Consider the following 18,033-nt stretch of genomic DNA (forward strand, 5'->3'; position numbering starts at 1 on the left):
GCTCAAGGCAAGCCGCCCTGGGGGACGGTGGCTTGCCCTGCTTGCGCCCCGGCTGACCGGGGGCTTTGGCCAACATGAAAGTTCCTTCACCTTCCCGGCGGTCATTATTCTTGCGGTTCTGCCGGCAGGTCCCGCGCCACTTCGTCATGCTTGCCGAACCAGACCTCGATCACGCCTTTGGAACCTTTGAAGGCGCTGGAAAGTGGCTCCAGGCGCCAGCTGACGCCTGACTCCTGGTTCACCCGCTTGACGATGGCGTCCGCGCAGGCGGCCCCTTGCGAATCGTGGTAACGCACGGTCGTGGTCTGGACCTGCGCCGGTGCGGGCCGCGCGGCACGGTAGGCCGTGGCGGTCACGTCCTCGATGGGGGGCACACTGGCTTTCCACTTGCCATGCCACCATGGCCTGAATGCGCGTACCTCATCGCGCATTTCAGGTCCGTAGATCTGCATGTAGATGGTCGTGTCCTTGCAGATGTCGCTGGCCTCGATCTGATAGCGAGGCGCAGGCGCAGGCGCAGGCGCAGGCGCAGGCGCAGGTGCAGGTGCAGATGCAGGTGCCGCCGGTTCGGCTTCGCTGCTGCTTGCCATGGTGATGGTGCCAGGTAGGGTAGCATCGTCGGATCTTTCTCTTTCCGGATCACGGCATCCCGCCTGTAGCTCAGCCAACTCCTTCGCTGAATGCGAGTCATCTGCCACGATCCAGTAGGTTTCGCTGAAGCTCTGGTTACGTTCTACCATCTCATTGCGCCGAAATGCGCAGGGGTGCAACCTTTCCCAAAGGCCCTGCACGCTGTAATCGTGCCCCCAGTACACCGCAGGTGAACGCGGTGGCGCCTGGACCAGGCAAGCTCCCGCATCCAACGATTCCAGCCCCGCTCGGGCCTCGACCAGTGCCTGACAGGCGCGTCCCATGTTCTGCTTCAGTGCCGAGCAGGTCGCGACCACATCCTGGATTACCCGCTTGCCCAACTCGGACTGGATGAGCCAGCCAGCCTCGCCCTTCATGCAATACGCGTCCGCGTTGCGCAGCAGCTCGACGGCAAGCCGGTTGGCCGTGCTGGCGCTGTCCGCATGCTGTTCACCGCGAGGCAGTTGGCCCCAAAGTCGCGAGATTTCCTGCAGCGCCTGGCGCTCGCCGGCGAGACGTGCGTTCAGCGATGCGCGGTAACCGTCATAGGCTTGCCAGCCAGCGACTGCCAGCGACAGCACGACACCGGCGCCGACGGTCGCGCCGACAGTGCCGACCTGACGTCCCCAGATGCTTCGGGAGGCTTGGTCGGCCAGTGACTTGCCGGGTACGCTTGGATGCGAGGTGATCTTGCTGGGGTCCAGGTCGAACAGCAATTTCAGGTGCAGCTTGAGCAGTGTGAACAGTTCGCTCGAGAGGTGCTTGCCCAGGTCGCTTCCCAAGGCGAAATAGGACTCCCACTGGCTTTCGCTGAAGAACTGGTCGCCCGTGGTTTCTTGCGGGAACACCGGGTTCTGGCGCTTGTAGTTGGCCACATCCATTGGCACGGAGCGGCAGATGTTCGGTTTGACCAGGATGAGAATGGCCGGCCGGGGGGAGGTATCGTCCGGGTAGTCGATGGTGGCCAGCGCCAGGCAGGTTTCGTTGTCGTCCTTGGCCAGATCCTGCAGCGTGCCGAAGTACTTCCTGCACTCGCGCCATTTATCCATGAGTTCACGGGGAATGCTCGAACCCCAGAACGCGGCGTCATGGGGACGGCGGAACGTGATGCTGACACCCATGTCGATGCGTGCCTTGCGTACCAGGTTCTCGACGTCCTCGAACGAGAAACCTGGATCAGCGCCGCAATCGGCGAGAACGATGACACGTGCCCGTTCGAGCAACAGCGGGTAGACCCCGGTATTTTCGAAGTGCCCGCCATCGGTGATGAACCAGTTGTCCTTGGGGCCCGCGTCGAACGTTGCGGACAACTCCGACAGCAGCGCGTTGGACTTTGCGAACCTTCGGCCAATGATGCTACCCGCGATCTCGGCGCCGCCCCGTTCATGTTGCGTCAGCCAATAGCCTAGCCGCACACCTGCGAAAGTGAGCAGCGCCGCCAGGCCGCGTTGAGTGCGATAACCAAGCCCAGGCGCCGCCGCCGCGCCCGAGATCGCCATCCAGGCACCCAGGCTGAGCCGGCCGATACCGGTGAATTCCTGGCGCCAGCCTTCCTGGCTCAAGCGCGAGCCTCCGCCGGCACGCACGCTCAGCAGCAGCCCCTTGCGGTCGCGATTGAACAACCGGCCTTTCGGGTCCGCGGTCTGGTTCACGCAGGTGTTGATGATGTGGACCGGCCCGCCGGCTTCATGCGGCGCGTAATCCGCAAGGGCGACATCGTCGTTGGGGGCTACCCGGCCGACATTGCGTATCTTGCTGGTGGTCTGATCGTGCGGGTCGATGGGGTCGAGGGCCGAGACGCTGCGCTCCTCGCTGAAACGCCAGTCGTTGGCCGCGCCGAGGTAGCTGCGCACCAGTCGCGCCTTGTAGAAGGTATGCAGGGACGAAAGGTTGAGAAACCCCAGGTTGGTTCCGGTCGCGGCCACGTAGAGTGCTGGAGGCATGCACAGGTACAGCAGCGCCAACCAGCCTGCGGCAAACTGCGGCGCAATGAGGTCCGGCGACGAGCCGTCGGATCTGATCAGTTCCGGAAAGACCGGGGTGAAGATGATTTTCAGGACCAGCGACAGCCACCAGACGAGCAACGCGGCGGTGAGCAGGTAGCCCACCAGCTGTAGCACGAGCGGCAGCAGGCGACTGGGTGCCTTGCCGTCTTGCTGCTGTCCTTTGGCCGTCCTGAGGTTGAGCATCAGCGCCTGGGCGACGGCCGATACGACCGCCAATGTGATCCCCAGGTCGACTGTCTCGAAGCTCCGGGTCTGGAAAGCCAGCAGCCAGGCCAGGCGTTCGGCGATGCCCAGTACCAGGACCAGCAGACTGAACCTCAGGCAGTACATCAAGTACAAGGTCAAACGGTTGCGCAGCTCGGCCATCGCATCCATTTCCGGTTTGCCGCTGCCAAGCCGTTGTTCATTCTTTTCGAGCAAGGCCTTCAAGGCCAGGCAGCAGTGCGACAACGAGGTGAAGGACAGTACGACGACTACCCCGGCAAGCGTGGGCAGCAAGATGTCCAGGCCTTCGGTGCCAGGGCCTGGGTCGAAGTGCCGCAATGTCTGGCCGAGTTGCCAGGCTGCGGCCAGCAGTACCCCGGCGCCTGCGACTTTCGCGGCGCAATAGCAGCCAAGTCGCCGCTGTATCCACTGTGAGTCCCAGTAGGTGAACACCAGGTGCAGTGCCACTGGAATCACCAGTACCAGTATCAGCCAGGCGGTCGGGAGCCAGGGTCGCAGGAGGCTCAATCCGTCGAACAGGGCGGGGGTGGCCGCCCGAGTGCCCAATTCGCTGAGGGACCCCCACACAAGCAGGTCGAATGCTGCCAGCACGCCACCGAGCAGGACGGCCAGCAGACCGAACTCGAAGTGCAACGCCAACAGGTTGCGCAGGTAGAGCGTGATGGCAAACAGTCGGTCGACGAACCCTGCTGGCGCAAGGTAGCGGCCGTTGGTGCGCATCCACCAGCCGAACCAGCGACGATCGGCCTGCGCCACAGCTTCCTGCACCCGGTCGGCGGCCGCCGTGCCGCTGTGCTGGGACGGTTGTTGGCGGGTGCGGTCGTAGAGGCGTCCCAGCATGCTGCCCACGTAGCTCCCGCCCGAGACCGTCGAGAGCACGTCGAAGCGATTGAGTAGCTTGCGTTTGGCAAGCCCGCGCAACAAACCCAGGCTGAACGTCGCGCTGCGAATGCCGCCGCCGGACAACGCCAGTCCCCAGACGTCCGCCCCATTACCCCGTAGTTTGTCGGCGATGCAGGCACCGTCCTGATCCAGCTTCGTGCGCCGAATCTTGATCAGGTCGGCGCAGTGATTGGGCGGCGACGGGTTGGCAGGGGGCGTCGGGTTTGCAGGTGGAGGGACGCTGTCATTCATGGCTGACTCCTTCGCCAGTGTGCCGGGAACGCCAGTCGGGTCTGCTCGAATGCCATGGCAGCTACCGGTCGGCGGGGAGGGTTAGCGGTGCAGGCAGGGCCATGCGCGTGAACGGGCTGGGTAGATACACCGTGGCCGGTGGTGTCTGCTGGCGTGCAAGGTCTTCGACGGTGGCTTGCATCTCGGCGACTTCCTGCCCTTTCATCGGCTCAGGGGCGTCGGGGTCGTTGCCTAGGAAGTTTTCCCAGTGACCGAGCAGCACCATCCGTGGCCGGGTCGCGGCCAGTACCCGTTGCGGGTAGAGCCTGGCATGGCGCCAGGAGCCCACGCCTAGCACCAGCACATCGACCGGCGTGGCGTCCGGCGGCGTTGGCAGAATGCCGCATGGGGCAGAGGCGGCACTGTCCTGGTATTGAATACGGTAGGCCGGCTTGCCGTCCTCATTGAGCAGGTCGATCAACCAGGCCATGGATTGGCCTTGCTTCCAGCCGAACACGCTGCTGGGCGGCGTGCGCAAGTCGGCGTGGTAGTCGCCCTGGGCGAAGGTATGACGCAGTAGGTGCGGAGCGTGCATGCTCTCGATCGGCATGACGCGGATATGCCCGCCCCTGGAGGTGATCCAGTAACCGGGTCGGGCAGGCGGTTTACGGCCCGCGCAGCCGGGCACGGTTGCCATGTAGCCGCGGGCGCTCCTGACCCGGGCAGGGTCGAGCCAATTGTGTTGGCCGACTTGGCGGGGGTCCTTGAACGCACGCAGCATATGGACCACGGTATCCGAGCCGTAGACTTCGGCGTTGCGCGCGTACCAGTGCATCACCCAAGGCACGTCGAGCAGGTGGTCGTAATGACCGTGGCCGACCAGCAGCAGGGTGACGTCGTCCGCGGGGGCGCGGCGCATGTAGGTATTGATGCGCTGCTTGTCGGCCTTGACCCACAGCGGCGGCACACCCTCGAACAGCGTTGCCGGGTTGCTGAAGGAGGGGGCGAGCATCACGCCTTCACCGCGCCAGTGCATGAGCCAGCCACCCACGCCCAGGTACTGGATGCTCGGTTCGCTGGCGCTGGTGGCCGACCAGACCTGCGGCGGAGCCTCCCGCGCAGCGGCGACGCAGCAAGCACAGAGAAAAAGCAGGGCAAACCCTTTGCCTGCGTGCATGGACGCTACCCCGCAGAGGCGTTTTCAGGTACGGCTAAAGCTCCAGCGTAGGGCAGGCAGGGGCGGGTGGCAAAATGATAGCCGGGGTGGCTGACCGTTTCCGATATATGGTTGTCGGCAAGGTGCTGGAGTGAATTGTGGCGCTATGCCATTATCCGGCGTGGCCTGGCTGCCGACGACGCATTTCGGCCAGCACGATCGCATTGGCTGATTACACTGTTGAAACCGCCACACAGAGAGTACCTGGGATGGGTTGCGTGTTTATTGATCGTGCAGCCTGGCTGGCACCTCGGTGCGCCGTGCTGCAGGCGTGGGGCGAACAGCCATGAACAACCGAGGGCGCAGCATCTCGCTGCAACTGTTGGTGGCATTGGCGATCATGCTGGGCATGCTGGTGCTCGGCGCGGCTCTGGCCTGGCAAGGCTATCTGGGCGTGCGCCAGACCTTGGTGGCAGCTGCGGGCGACGCTGCCCAGCAGGTCGGCAAGACCATCGAGGAGCGCGCTCGCCGCCTGGTCGATCCGGCGCAGAGCAGCCTGCGCCTGCTGGCCGTCGATCCGGTTGCCGGCAACCTTGCGCAACGCCTGGAGCAGTTGCCGCAGCTGGTCGAATGCCTTAACGCCAACCGCATGCTCAGCGCTACCTATGTGGGCTACCCCAACGGTGACTTCCTGCTGGTGCGGCGCTTGCGCGACCCGCAGTTGCTGCAGCGTCTCGAAGCACCGCCGGACACGGCCTTCCTCGTGCAAAGTGTCAGCCACGACGCCGCCGGCGCTCCGCTTGGCGAGTGGCGCTTCTATGACCGAGCCCAGGTCTTGCTCAAGACCCAGGTCAAGCCGGACTACCGCTACGATCCGCGCTTGCGCCCGTGGTTCGTCGAGGCCTCGCGGCAAGCGAGCACCGTGCTTACCCGTCCCTACGTGTTTTTCACCACCCGTGAGATCGGCCTGACCATGGCCCTGCGTAGTGCCGATGGCGCGGCGGTGATCGGCATGGATGTCTCGGTCAACGACCTGGCCAGTGAAAGTCGCGACCTGCGTATCACCCCCGGCACCGAGATCGCCGTGGTCGATGACCAGGGTAGCGTGGTGGCGTATCCGGACCTGCAACGGGTGGTGGTGCGCGAGGGCGAGGCGGTGCGCCTGACGCATATCGCCGAGCTTGGGGTGCCGAGCCTGCAGCAGATCCAGGCCGTGCTGCCTGCGGGCGGGCGACCCCAGCCGTACCAGGTGGATGGGCAGACCTGGTACGGCATGCGGGTGCCGCTGGCCTTGGCCGGGCAGAACCTGCAGGTGTTGATTGCGGTGCCGGCCCGCGAGCTGCTGGCCGGTGCGCGCAAGGTACTGTTCGACCAGTTGCTGTGGACAGCGGCGCTGATGGCGCTGCTGTTGTTGCTTGGCGGGCTGCTCGGGCAACGCATCGGTCGCCCGCTGCGGATGCTGGCTGAACAGGTGCGAGGCCTGGCCGATTTCGATTTCAGCCGCGAGGTGGGCGTGACCTCGCGGGTCAGCGAGGTACGCGAACTGAGCCGCGTGCTCAGCCGCATGTCCGGCACGATCCGCAGCTTCCAGGCGATCACTCTCACGCTCAGCCGCGAGACCCAGCTCGAGCGCATGCTCGACGGTGTGCTGCGTCACCTGGTGGACGCCGCCGGCGTCAGTGCGGGGGCGGTGTACCTGTTCGATGCCGAGCGGGGTGACTTGCACCTGGCCGCAGGTTGTCGAGGCGAAGCCTACCCCAGGCAACTGCGGGTCGAGGCCAACGAGGACCTGGCGGCCAGCGTGACCCAGGCCCTGGCCTTGCAAGGGCAGAGCCTGGCCGTGGTGCTCAACGACCGCAGCGAGCAGTTGCTCGGCATTCTGGCCTTGCAGCTTGAAAACACCCAGGGTGATCCAGGTGAGTTGAGCCAGCCGTTCCGCCGTTTCGTCGAGGAGCTGTCCGGTGCCGCTGCGGTGGCTATCGAGACCCGCCAACTGGTGGAGGCGCAGCAGCGCCTGCTGGACGGCATGATCAAGTTGCTGGCCGACGCCATTGACGCCAAGAGCCCTTACACCGGTGGCCATTGCGAGCGCGTGCCGCAATTGGCGCAGATGCTGCTGGACAAGGCGGTGGAGGCCGAGCGTGGCCCCTATGCCGACTTCACCATGAGCGAGGCCGAGCGCTACGAGTTCCGCGTGGCGGCCTGGTTGCATGACTGCGGCAAGGTCACCAGCCCCGAGTACGTGGTGGACAAGGCCACCAAGCTTGAGACCCTGTACAACCGTATCCATGAAGTGCGCATGCGCTTCGAGGTGCTCTGGCGCGACGCCGAGATCGCCTACTGGCAAGGGCTGGCCAATGGCGAGGCGCAGCCTGCGCTGCAGCAGACGCTGGCGCAATGCCGCGCCGAGCTGCACGAGGAATTCGCCTTCGTCGCCAAGGCCAATATCGGTGGCGAGTTCATGGCCGACGACGATGTCGCCCGCTTGCAGCGTATTGGTCAGCGCCGTTGGTGGCGGCACTTCGATAACCGCCTGGGGATCTCCCGTGACGAGGAAAGCCGCTTTGCTGGCCAGGCAAGCGCGCCGCTGCCTGTCGAGGAGCACCTGCTCGCGGACCGCCCTGAGCACCTCGTGCCCTGGGGTGAGCGCAAGCCGCCGGTGGCCAGGGACGACCCGCGCAACACCTGGGGCTTCGACATGCGCCTGCCGGCCAATGCCAGCAACCATGGCGAGCTGTACAACCTGGCGATTCGCCGGGGCACCCTCAATGACGAGGAGCGCTTCAAGGTCAACGAACACATCGTACAGACCATCATCATGCTCACCTCGCTGCCGTTTCCGCGGCAGTTGCGTCGAGTGCCAGCGATCGCTGGCAACCACCACGAGAAGATGGATGGCAACGGCTATCCGCGGCGGCTGGGCGAGGCGCAGTTGGGTATTGCCGAACGGGTGATGGCGATTGCCGATATCTTCGAGGCACTGACTGCAGCGGACCGGCCCTACAAAGCACCGAAGACCTTGTCCGAATCGGTGAAGATCCTGGTGTTCATGGCCCGCGACAATCATATCGACGCCCAGCTACTGCGGCTGTTCCTCAGCAGTGGCGTGTACCGCGAGTATGCCGAGCGGTTCCTGCGACCCGAGCAGATCGATGAGGTGGATGTGGGCTACTGGCTGGGGCAGATCTAGCCAGTAGCGCCAGGTTCGTCCTGGCCGTTCAGGACGGTTCGGCCACCAGGCGATTGCTGACATTGCGCCCCAGCACCAGCACCGTGACCAGGCCACAGCCCACCAGGGCGGTGGCCAGGCTGAACAGCACCGCGCTGCCCAGTTGGTCGACGATCTGCCCGCCGAAGAACGAGCCCAGGGCGATGATCACCTGGAACATGGCGACGAACAGCGGCATGCCGCGTTCGACATCCTTGGGCGCGACGACGAACATCCAGATGCTGGCGCAGGCCGGGAAGGCGCCGAAGGCGAAGCCCCACAACGCGATCAGCATGGCGGCGCCGGTGAGGCTGGTGGCGAAGTAGGGGAACAGCGCGGTGCCGACGCCGATCATCAGCGCCACCAGCATCAGGGTGTGGCGCACGCTCTGGTTGGCGGCGAAGCCGGCGAACAGGTTGCCGATCACCCCTGCCACGCCATACAGCAACAGCAGCGAGCCAATGGTCGGCCCATCGAAGCTGGCGTTGTGCTTGAAGAAGGGCGCGACATAGGTATACGCGGCAAAGTGGGCCAAGCCGATCAGCAACACGGCGATCAGGCCGACCCGGGCCAGGGGGTTGACGAACAGCGCCGGCAGGTCCCTGACCTGGATGGCCTTGTCCGGGGTCAGCCGTGGCAGCAACAGGACCTGGGCCAGCAGCACCGGTATACCCAGCAGTGCGGTGACCAGGAAGGTCATGCGCCAGCCCATCAGGCCGCTGAGCCAGGTGCCCACGGGCACACCCAGCACGGTGGCCAGGGTGACACCGACCATGATGATCGAGGTGGCCTGGGCCACCCCCACGCCCCTGGGCGCGAGGCGGCCGCTCAAGGCAATGGCGGTGGCCCAGAAACCGCCGATGCTGATGCCCAGCAGCACGCGGCCGAGCAGCAGCAGGTTGAAGTCGGTGGCGTAGGCTACCACCGAGTTGGCGATGATCATGATCAGCGTCAGGGCGCTGAGCAGGTAGCGCCGGTCCAGGGTGCCGATGCCTACCGACAGCAAGGGCGCGGCGAGGGCGGCCATGACCCCGGGCAGGGTCACCATCAGGCCGGCGTGGCCGGCGCTGATGCCCAGGTCGCCGGCGACGTCGTTGAGCACGCCCACCGGCAGGAATTCACTGGTCACCAGGGCGAAGGCGCCCACGGCGACCGAGAGGATCGCCAGCCACTGTTGTTTGAGGCTTTGTTGGCTGTGTTCAAGAGGGGGATGGCTGGGCATGGCTCTGGCTTCCAGGAGAGAACGTCGCCTAAAGCAGGCGAGAGGGAGGGAAAGGGCAGGATTATAGGAGTCGGTTTTCCCGGCCCGCTAAATAGGTCGCTCGATAGTAATCATCAGCGTTGTTGATAGAAGAGCGTCCTCGCCGCTGAGATAGAACCCCTCATGCTACGTGGCATCAACGCTTTGCGGTCGTTAACTATCTAAAATTTCGGTCACGAGAAGCACCTCCTCTTCAGAGAGGTCGAAGATCTCTGAATAGCCATCGAGCATGTCGCTCGTCACCTCTGGATCGCGCTTGTCGTGCAGTAGCTCAATAATGCTCTGTTCAAGGTTGAAGCAATCAAGTAACGTGCCTTTTACAACTTTCAGCTGGCGATAGTCGTGGGCCTCCTGCCTGAGTCGTAGTGCCACCGTTTGCGTAGTGATCCCTATCTTGAAACGCGCCTTGCCGTTAAGCATCATCTCCACGAAATAAAGTGATGCGTCCTTGTTGGCAAGGTTGCTGTCGCGCTGAAGGATTGTCAGGTTGTACCTTCCACTGTTGATGATTCTTTGCCCTGCACGAATAGCCTCTTGCAACGTCAAGCCTGATTGGAGGCGTGAGCGCAACGCCGCCGCAGAGATATTGTTGTTTTCCGCCAGGTCGACCAGCGAGTTATAAGTTACACCTTGGAAACTGATAGTCCTTGAGGTCGGCTTCGATGTGATGCCCAATGCTTGTTCCATCGTGAAACCGTTGGCCAGGCGGCTCAGGAGTACAGCAGGGGAAATGTTGTAGGCTTGCGCCAAAGCGGCCTTGCTGGGGTATTTTTTGCCCTCGACTAGCAACGGCTGGCTCTTGCCTGCTGCTTTGACGGCTGCCTCTGCCGTGTAGCCGTAATCCACGATGCGCTGGCGAACCACGTGAGCCGGCAGCGCGTAGGCGTGGGCAAGAGACTTGTAACTGGCGTAGCACTTACCGTCGACAACCAGTTGAATCGGTTGCCTGCGTTTTCGTTCCAGCGCCCTTGCTGATTGAATGGCACCTTTGGGTATCGCCACCAAGCCCACCGCCTGTTTGACAGTCGCCCCCCTTTGCAAACGATCTCTTACCGTGGATTCAGAAATATTGAAATGCTCGGCCAATGCCTTCACGGTATAGTACTTGCCCTGAATTTCAAATTGCTTGCCACGCAAGTTTCGACCGTCGGGGGTAGGTTCGATTCCCAGGGCTTGTTCGATTGAGTAGCCCTTGCTCAGCTTCATCTGGTACGTCACATATTTGACATTTAGCTTGGCGCAGGCATCCGCCGCACTGTGGTAGCTGACACCTCCAGCATGGAAACGAAACGAGGCTGTCGAGATGGGCGGCGTGTAGGACTTCTTTTTTTTGGCCGGCACAAGGTCGTCGCCTCTACAGCCTCTGGAGTACCGCTTGTAAACGGTGTTTAAGGACAGCCCGTATTCAAGTGCGATCGCAGGCAAGTTTTCATAGGTGGTGCCTTCGACCCGGTGTGCGCCGAGTTTGGTAATCAAGGTTTTTTGCTTTACCAGCAAGAGGGCGTCTTCCAGGGGCCAGCCCCTTTTTAGTCGAGCGTGGACGGCGGCGAGGCTAACCACAACCTGGTCTTTATTATCCAAGTAACAAGCCCGAAGCGTCGCATAGCTTTTATTTTGGAAGATATATTTCATCACGTTTTTCGGCGTTTGCTCTATCGTTGTCATGGGCAAGGGGATGGGGCGCGACCATTAACTTATGAAAATGATTTTCGACACCAGCTCCGCGCTGTTCTTGGCCTGTAGCTTCTTCATCAACCGCGCCCGATGCACCTCCACCGTGCGATGGGAAATCCCCAGTTCCCGCGCCACTTCCTTGCAGGTCAAGCCATTGACGATATGCAACGAAATCTCCCGCTCTCGCGGCGTCAATCGCACCGCTGGCGCCGGTTGCCGATCGAGCCGCTCGAAATGCCACACCATCAGCTTGAACGGGTCGTCCAGGGTCAAGGTGAAACCATGGGCGCGCGCCCAGAACACCTCGCCATTGCGATGCTGCATGAAGCGCTCATCGGTATAGAAGGCCCCCGGGCCGGTCTTCAACCAGTGCTCGCTGCGTTCGCCGATACTCTGGTAATCCGCATGGGAGGGGTACAGCAGCAAGGTCAGGTTGCCGCGCAGTGCCTCCCGCTCATAACCGAACAACCGCACGAAGGCCTGGTTGCAATCGAGCATGCGCCGATGGGCGGTGACCATCTGTGGGGCCGGAGAGGCCTGGAACGCCATGCGCTCGAGGTCCTGCAGGGGAAGGGTGTCGACAGTCATCGGGCGTCCTGCCTCGGTGCTTGGGGTCATGCCGGATAGCGCCCACTACTTACTCACGTACGTAGTTGCCCCAACTAGCCTGGGGTTCGGCGCTGGCCCATTGTAGGGAATACTCGCTTCAAGGACAGAAGAATATCATCATGTTTCATGATTCAGTCTCCATCGTCGCGGCTGCGCACAGCCAATTCGGTCGCCTGGAAGGGCAAAGCCTCGAAGACCTGATTGTCCAGGTCACCCGCGACGCCCTCGCGGACGGCGCAATCGACGCCGATGAGATCGACGCGCTGTTTCTCGGCCACTTCAATTCGGGCCTGGTAGCCGACGGTTTCCCGGCGTCGCTGATGCTGCAAGCCGACCCGCGACTGCGCTTCAAACCCGCCAGCCGCTGTGAAAACGCCTGCGCCTCTGGTGCGGCGGCAATCCAGGCGGGCATCAATGCCATCCGCAGCGGCGCCGCCGAACTGGTACTGGTGGTCGGCGCGGAGAAAATGACCAGCAACAGCACCGCTGAAGTCACTCAGGCCCTGGCCGGGGCTGGCTACCAGCACGGCCTGGATGAAACCGGGCTGAGCTTCCCCCATTTGTTCGGCCAGGTGGCGCAGCAATATACCGAACGCTATCACAGCCCGCTGGCGTCGATGGCGGCGATTGCGGTGAAGAACCACGCCAATGCCATGGCCAACCCGCTGGCGCAGATGCACCGGGTGATGGATTTCGAACACTGCAACAACGTGTCGCCGAGCAATCCGCTGATCGCGCCGCCGTTGCGCCTGACCGATTGCTCGCTGATCAGCGACGGCGCGGCGGCGATCATTCTCGCTTCGCCCAAGCGGGCTCGCATCATGCGTCGGCAGGTGGCGATCCGCGCGATGAACCACGTGAATGATTTCCTGCCGCTGGCGCGACGCGACGTGCTGGCCTTCGAGGGACCGCAGCGGGCGATCCATGGTGCTCTGCGCGAGGCGGGCGTGACCCTGAACGACCTGAGCTTCGCCGAGGTGCACGACTGCTTCACCATCGCCGAGCTGCTGATCTACGAGGCCATGGGCCTGGCGCCGCGTGGCGAGGGGCACCGCGCGCTGGACGACGGCATCGTGCGCCAGGGCGGGCGCTTGCCGGTGAACCTGTCGGGTGGGCTCAAGGCCAAGGGCCATCCCGTGGGCGCCACCGGGGTGTCGATGCATGCCCTGGGCTTCGCCCAACTGACGGGCCGGCCTATCGGCCTGGGCGTGCCGGCGGCGGAATTCGGCTTGCTGTTCAACATGGGCGGCATGGCCGTGGCCAACTATGCCAGCGTGTTGCAGGCGGTGCGGGTATAGACCATGAATATCGCCCATTGGCTGCTTGACGCGGCGCAACGTTGGCCCGCTCGCCCGGCGCTGTTCGAAGGCACCCGCCAGGTCGCCGACTACCAGGGGTTCGCCGCCCGGGTCAGGGCTCGGGCCCTGGAGCTGCGCCAGGTTCACGGCATCGCGCCGGGCCAGCGGGTGGCGCTGCTGATGAAGAACAGCTGCGGCTACCTCGAACTGCTCTACGCCATTTGGTGGAGCGGAGCGGTGGCGGTGCCGATCAACAGTAAGTTGCACGCCCTGGAGGCTGCCTGGATTGCCGGCAATGCCGGGGCGCGTCTGATCTACACCGACGACGGCGCCGTCTTCGATGCCCTTCCTGACGACTGCCGTGAGCTGGCGGCGCCTACCCAGGACGCGGCAGTGGCGGGTGACCAGCTGTTGGCGCCGCACCCGTGCCTGGATGCCGACCTGGCCTGGCTGTTCTACACCTCTGGCACCACCGGGCGCTCCAAGGGGGTGATGCTGTCCCATGGCAACCTGGTGGCAATGTCACTGTGCTATCCGCTGGACGTCGACCCGGTGGCGGCCGACGATGCCGTGGTCTATGCCGCGCCGATGTCCCACGGTGCTGGCCTGTACAACTTCATCCATGTGCGCTGCGGCGCCCGGCACGTGGTGCCCGAGTCGCGCGGTTTCCAGGCCGAGGAGCTGTTCGAGCTGGCCCAGGCGCTGGGCCAGGTGAGCCTGTTCGCGGCGCCGACCATGGTCAAGCGCATGGTCGAACAAGCCCGCCGCCAGGGCTATACCGGCGAAGGCATCAAGACCATTGTCTACGGTGGCGGCCCGATGTACCTGGCTGACCTGGCCCAGGCCCTCGACACCTTTGGCCCACGGCTGGTGCAGATCTACGGCCAGGGCGAGTGCCCGATGACCATCACTGCCTTGTCCCGCGCGCGCATTGCCGACCGCAGCCAAGCGGATTGGTCGACCGTCGCCGCCTCGGTGGGCCGCGCCCAGTCTTGCGTTGAGGTGCGCGTGCTCGATGCTGCCGGCGAACCCCTGGCGCCCGGCCAGGCCGGTGAGATTGCCGTGCGCGGCGCGGCGGTGATGCAGGGCTATTGGGCCAACCCGCAGGCCAGCGCGGCCACCCTGGTGGATGGCTGGCTGCGCACCGGCGATATCGGTTGCCTGGATGCCCAGGGCTACCTCACACTCACCGACCGCAGCAAGGACGTGATCATCTCTGGCGGCAGCAACATCTATCCTCGAGAAGTCGAGGAGGTGTTGATGCAGCACCCCGAGGTGTTCGAAGCCTGCGTGGTGGGCGAGCCCGACGCCGAGTGGGGCGAATCGGTGGTGGCCTTCGTGGTCTCACGTTCACCCGCCAGCCTCGATGCCCAGATGCTGAACCAGTGGTTCCTGGCGCGCATGGCTTCGTTCAAGAAACCGAAGAAGTACCTGTTCTGTGCCGAGCTGCCGAAGAACAGCTACGGCAAGATCTTGAAAACCCGCCTGCGCCAGTGGTTGCAGGACCCGACCAAGCCCTTGGCGTAGTGCGGTGTTTCACCCATACAACCCCACACCAACGCTGAACCGCTGCATTTTCATGGACAGTTTCACGACAGGAGTTCCCGTGATGGGCATGTCACCTTCCAATACCCTGCGCCAGCGGCGCCGGGCGTTTCTCGGCGCCACCTCGGGCCACTTGATCGAGTGGTACGACTACGGCGTCTATGGCTTCCTGGCCTTGTACATCGGCAAGGCCTTCTTCGTCTCCGACGACCCCACCAGCAGCTTGCTGGCGAGCTTCGCGGCCTTTGCCCTGAGCTTCTTCATCCGCCCTCTGGGTGGGTTGTTCTTCGGCCCGCTGGCCGACAAGATCGGCCGGCGCAAGACACTGGTCACGGTGCTGGTGATGATGGCCGGCTCGACCTTCCTGCTTGGGCTGCTGCCGACCTACGCCAGCATCGGTATCGCCGCGCCGATCATCCTGGTGCTGATCCGCTGCGTGCAGGGCTTCTCCGCCGGGGGTGAAATCGGCACCATCACCAGTTTCATCTCCGAGTACGCCGGCCCCGGGCGGCGGGGCTTCGCCACCTGCTGGCTGATGGTGACCGCGGTGCTGGGCCTGGTGCTGGGCGGGGTGGTGGCCAACGGCATGACCTGGATGCTCGGCGCCGAGCTGATGCAGGACTGGGGCTGGCGCATTCCGTTCCTGGTGGCCGGGCCGCTGGGCTTCATCTCGCTGTATATCCGCCTCAAGCTCGAAGACAGCCCGGAGTTCGTCGCCCTGGTCGAGGCCGGCCAGACCTCCAAGGCGCCGCTGCGCGAGGTGTGGCAGTGGAAGCGGGCGATTGCCCTGGTGTTCTTCATCATCACCTTGCACAGCTCCATCTTCTACCTGGTGCTGACCTTCGCCTCGACCTACATGTCCAACACCCTCAAGTTCGACAGCGGCACCACCTTGCTCTACGTGTTCGTCGCCAGCCTGTCGGCGGCGCTGGTGATGCCGTTCGGTGGCGCCTTCACCGACCGTTACGGGCGCAAGCCGTTCCTGATGGTGATCGGCGTGCTGGCGACCCTGGCCATGTACTGGTTCTTCAAGGCCGCGCCCAGTGCCACGCCGGCCACGCTGTTCTGGCCGCTGATGGCGGTGGCGATCCTGTTCGGGCTGTATGCATCGTCCACCTATGCGCTGATGAGCGAGCTGCTGCCCACGCGCATCCGCTCCACCGGCATTGCCGTGGCCTACAACATCCCGGTGGCCGCCTTCGGTGGCAGCGCGCCGTTGATCTCCACCTGGCTGATCAAGGTCACCGGTGATATCTCCGCGCCTTGGTACTTCTACGTGGCTACTGGGGTCGCCTCGCTGCTGGCGCTGTTGCTGCTGCGCAAGGAAGATTTCGTGGCCACCACCCATCGGGCCCAGGCGAGCGAACCGGCAGCGCAGTTGCTGGCCGAGCCCCAGGCTTGAGTTCAGGCGTAGCCGCCCGAGCGGGCCAGGCCAAGCCTGACCGCCGGGCGCTGGGCGATCTGCTCGAGCCAGTCGCGTACCTCGGGGAATGGCTGCAGGTCCAGGCCCAGTTCCTCGTGGCTGCGTAGCCAGGTGAACAGGGCGATGTCGGCGATGCTGTAGCGTTCGCCGGCAATGAATGGCCGCTCGGCCAACTGCTGCTCGACCACGCCATACAAGCGCAACGCCTCGCGGGTGTAGCGCTGCAGCGCCTCGCGGTTGTCGCTGGTCGAGCCGTGGCGGAACCACCAGAGCTGCCCGAGCATGGGGCCGACGCTGGCGATCTGGAAACACAACCATTGCTGCACGACGCGCTGTTCATCGGCGCTGTCGCCTGCCAGCGCGCCTTGCCGTTCGGCGAGGTAGGTAAGGATCACGGCACTCTCGAACAGCACCAGGTCGCGGGTCTGGTCGACCAGCACCGGGATCTTGCCGTTCGGGTTCAGCCGCAGGAACTGCGGGGTCTTCTGCTCTCCCTTGTTCAGGTCGATGAAGGTCTGCCCATAGACCAGGCCCAGCTCTTCCAGGGCAATCGAGATCTTCTGGCCGTTGGGGGTGTCGGCGGTGTACAGGTGCAGTGGCGCGGAGGTCTTCATCGGTGTTACCTTTTTGATTGCAATTGCAATCAGATTGCCTCATCCACCACGCCCGTGCAAGGGCGGTATCGGGAGGGACGCCCCATGGACACCCTGCATCTGCAACGCACGCAACACACCCGCCAGGCGGCAGCGGCCTGCCTGCGCAGCCTTGAACATACGGCCCTCGAGCCCGGTTCGCCACGCCGGGCGGCCCTCGGGCTGGTCGAGACACTGCGGCGCGATCGGCATAGCCACGGCCAGTTCTGGCTGATCGACGACCGCGCCGACCCCGAGCAACCGGGCCTGGCCATCAGTGCCTGGCCGTTGTGGTTCAGCGACAGCGCGCGCAACGATGAGCGGCCACTGTTCTACTTCACCCGCTCGGCCACCTCGGCCCACCTGGAGATGTTGACCGCGCAGACCGCCGATCGCGGCATCATCCTCAACGACATCGAGGCACTGCCTTCGCGCTGGGCCAAGGGCGCGCACCCCTGGTTACCCCTGTGGCTGGCTGCCAACTGGCACTGCTTGCCGTTCGATCCGGCCTGCGGGGCCGAGGCGCAGGCGATCATGGCCGGGGCGCTGCGCGAGTTCTACCTGGAGGGGCGCCCGGGTTTTTGCTACCTGACGTTGCACGATGCGCCGGATGAAACCCTCGATTGCGACCGCCGCGATGCCTACCGCGGCATGTACCGGCTGTGCGGCAGTGCTGCCCCGCAGGTGCGCTTGCTGGGGGCGGGGCAGATACTCCAGGAGGTTCGCGCCGCTGCCCGCCAGCTTGCCCAGGATTGGGGCGTGGCCTGCGAGGTGTGGAGCTGCCCCAGCTACACGCGCGTGGCCCGCGAGGCGGCGGCGGTACTGCGCTGGAACCGCAATCACCGGCAACACGCCGCGCGGCGTTCGCACCTGGAGGCGTGCCTGGGCAGCACAGGGGTGCCAGTGGTGGCGGTGACCGGCTACGACGCATTCGTGGTGAACCAGCTGGCCGCGCATGTCGATGCGCCGTTCACCGCGCTGGGGGCAGATACCTTGGCTTCTGGCCAGGGCCTGGGGCGCGACTGGATCACCTTCGTCGCCCTGCAGGCCCTGGCGCGTGAGGGTGTGGTTGGCACCCGCGACCTGCGCCGGGCGCTGCGCCAGTATGGCTTGGGCTGAAGGGGATGATTGCACCGCGCTACCGTGGCGCCTGGTTCGCCAGCAAGCTGGCTCCTACAAGGGGTGCCGGTCGCAGACGGCGTAGGAGCCGGCTTGCCGGCGAACACCGGCACAGCCGGTGCCATGCACCGCGT

General features: G+C 64.3%; 11 protein-coding genes. 5 read left to right on the plus strand and 6 right to left on the minus strand.

Going from position 1 to position 18,033, the window contains the following annotated elements:
- Positions 1-104: 104 nt before the first annotated feature.
- Together ACODS5_RS12570 and ACODS5_RS12575 are read right to left on the minus strand one after the other, a co-directional pair.
- Positions 105-3,995, minus strand: coding sequence for a patatin-like phospholipase family protein (locus ACODS5_RS12570; protein WP_489108822.1), 3,891 nt, complete (start codon positions 3,993-3,995; stop codon positions 105-107).
- 61 nt (positions 3,996-4,056) lie between these two features.
- The gene (locus ACODS5_RS12575; protein WP_489108823.1) at positions 4,057-5,151 is read right to left on the minus strand and encodes an MBL fold metallo-hydrolase; all 1,095 of its coding nucleotides are present in this window, start codon (positions 5,149-5,151) and stop codon (positions 4,057-4,059) included.
- A gap of 325 nt (positions 5,152-5,476) precedes the next feature.
- Here ACODS5_RS12575 and ACODS5_RS12580 point away from each other — a divergent pair, with 325 nt between their 5' ends.
- Entirely contained in the window at positions 5,477-8,320 is a 2,844-nt protein-coding gene (locus ACODS5_RS12580) for an HD domain-containing phosphohydrolase (RefSeq protein WP_489108824.1), read from the plus strand.
- Between the two features lie 28 nt (positions 8,321-8,348).
- Here ACODS5_RS12580 and ACODS5_RS12585 read toward each other — a convergent pair whose 3' ends face one another.
- From ACODS5_RS12585 to ACODS5_RS12595, 3 genes are all read right to left on the minus strand, one after another.
- A complete protein-coding gene (locus tag ACODS5_RS12585; RefSeq protein ID WP_489108825.1) occupies positions 8,349-9,560 on the minus strand; it encodes an MFS transporter in 1,212 nt (403 codons plus the stop codon).
- A gap of 192 nt (positions 9,561-9,752) precedes the next feature.
- Entirely contained in the window at positions 9,753-11,231 is a 1,479-nt protein-coding gene (locus ACODS5_RS12590; RefSeq protein ID WP_489108826.1) for a hypothetical protein, read from the minus strand.
- A gap of 57 nt (positions 11,232-11,288) precedes the next feature.
- A complete protein-coding gene (locus tag ACODS5_RS12595; protein ID WP_134693477.1) occupies positions 11,289-11,861 on the minus strand; it encodes a LuxR C-terminal-related transcriptional regulator in 573 nt (190 codons plus the stop codon).
- A gap of 140 nt (positions 11,862-12,001) precedes the next feature.
- On the opposite strand from ACODS5_RS12595, the gene ACODS5_RS12600 reads away from it, so the two are divergent.
- The 3 genes from ACODS5_RS12600 to ACODS5_RS12610 all read left to right on the plus strand — a co-directional run bounded on the left by ACODS5_RS12600 (position 12,002) and on the right by ACODS5_RS12610 (position 16,127).
- Positions 12,002-13,180, plus strand: coding sequence for an acetyl-CoA acetyltransferase (locus ACODS5_RS12600; RefSeq protein ID WP_489108827.1), 1,179 nt, complete (start codon positions 12,002-12,004; stop codon positions 13,178-13,180).
- 3 nt (positions 13,181-13,183) lie between these two features.
- Entirely contained in the window at positions 13,184-14,707 is a 1,524-nt protein-coding gene (locus tag ACODS5_RS12605) for a class I adenylate-forming enzyme family protein (RefSeq protein ID WP_489108828.1), read from the plus strand.
- Positions 14,708-14,789: 82 nt separating this feature from the next.
- A complete protein-coding gene (locus ACODS5_RS12610; protein WP_134693480.1) occupies positions 14,790-16,127 on the plus strand; it encodes an MFS transporter in 1,338 nt (445 codons plus the stop codon).
- A gap of 2 nt (positions 16,128-16,129) precedes the next feature.
- Here ACODS5_RS12610 and ACODS5_RS12615 read toward each other — a convergent pair whose 3' ends face one another.
- Positions 16,130-16,762 carry a glutathione S-transferase family protein gene (locus ACODS5_RS12615; RefSeq protein ID WP_489108829.1) on the minus strand — a complete coding sequence of 211 codons (633 nt, stop codon included), beginning with the start codon at positions 16,760-16,762 and terminating at the stop codon, positions 16,130-16,132.
- 84 nt (positions 16,763-16,846) lie between these two features.
- Between ACODS5_RS12615 and ACODS5_RS12620 the strand changes: the two genes are divergently transcribed.
- The gene (locus ACODS5_RS12620) at positions 16,847-17,899 is read left to right on the plus strand and encodes a transketolase-like TK C-terminal-containing protein (RefSeq protein ID WP_489108830.1); all 1,053 of its coding nucleotides are present in this window, start codon (positions 16,847-16,849) and stop codon (positions 17,897-17,899) included.
- The last annotated feature ends 134 nt before the right edge of the window (positions 17,900-18,033 follow it).

Source organism: Pseudomonas sp. FG47, from assembly GCF_057809115.1.

What these genes read in the sequence shown, in the direction of transcription:
- ACODS5_RS12600 (WP_489108827.1), top strand. Translation starts at nt 12,002, where the DNA reads ATGTTTCATGATTCAGTCTCCATCGTCGCGGCTGCGCACAGCCAATTC.
- ACODS5_RS12620 (WP_489108830.1), top strand. Translation starts at nt 16,847, where the DNA reads ATGGACACCCTGCATCTGCAACGCACGCAACACACCCGCCAGGCGGCA.
- ACODS5_RS12610 (WP_134693480.1), top strand. Translation starts at nt 14,790, where the DNA reads ATGGGCATGTCACCTTCCAATACCCTGCGCCAGCGGCGCCGGGCGTTT.
- ACODS5_RS12605 (WP_489108828.1), top strand. Translation starts at nt 13,184, where the DNA reads ATGAATATCGCCCATTGGCTGCTTGACGCGGCGCAACGTTGGCCCGCT.
- ACODS5_RS12575 (WP_489108823.1), bottom strand. Translation starts at nt 5,151, where the DNA reads ATGCACGCAGGCAAAGGGTTTGCCCTGCTTTTTCTCTGTGCTTGCTGC.
- ACODS5_RS12585 (WP_489108825.1), bottom strand. Translation starts at nt 9,560, where the DNA reads ATGCCCAGCCATCCCCCTCTTGAACACAGCCAACAAAGCCTCAAACAA.
- ACODS5_RS12590 (WP_489108826.1), bottom strand. Translation starts at nt 11,231, where the DNA reads ATGAAATATATCTTCCAAAATAAAAGCTATGCGACGCTTCGGGCTTGT.
- ACODS5_RS12580 (WP_489108824.1), top strand. Translation starts at nt 5,477, where the DNA reads ATGAACAACCGAGGGCGCAGCATCTCGCTGCAACTGTTGGTGGCATTG.
- ACODS5_RS12615 (WP_489108829.1), bottom strand. Translation starts at nt 16,762, where the DNA reads ATGAAGACCTCCGCGCCACTGCACCTGTACACCGCCGACACCCCCAAC.
- ACODS5_RS12570 (WP_489108822.1), bottom strand. Translation starts at nt 3,995, where the DNA reads ATGAATGACAGCGTCCCTCCACCTGCAAACCCGACGCCCCCTGCCAAC.
- ACODS5_RS12595 (WP_134693477.1), bottom strand. Translation starts at nt 11,861, where the DNA reads ATGACTGTCGACACCCTTCCCCTGCAGGACCTCGAGCGCATGGCGTTC.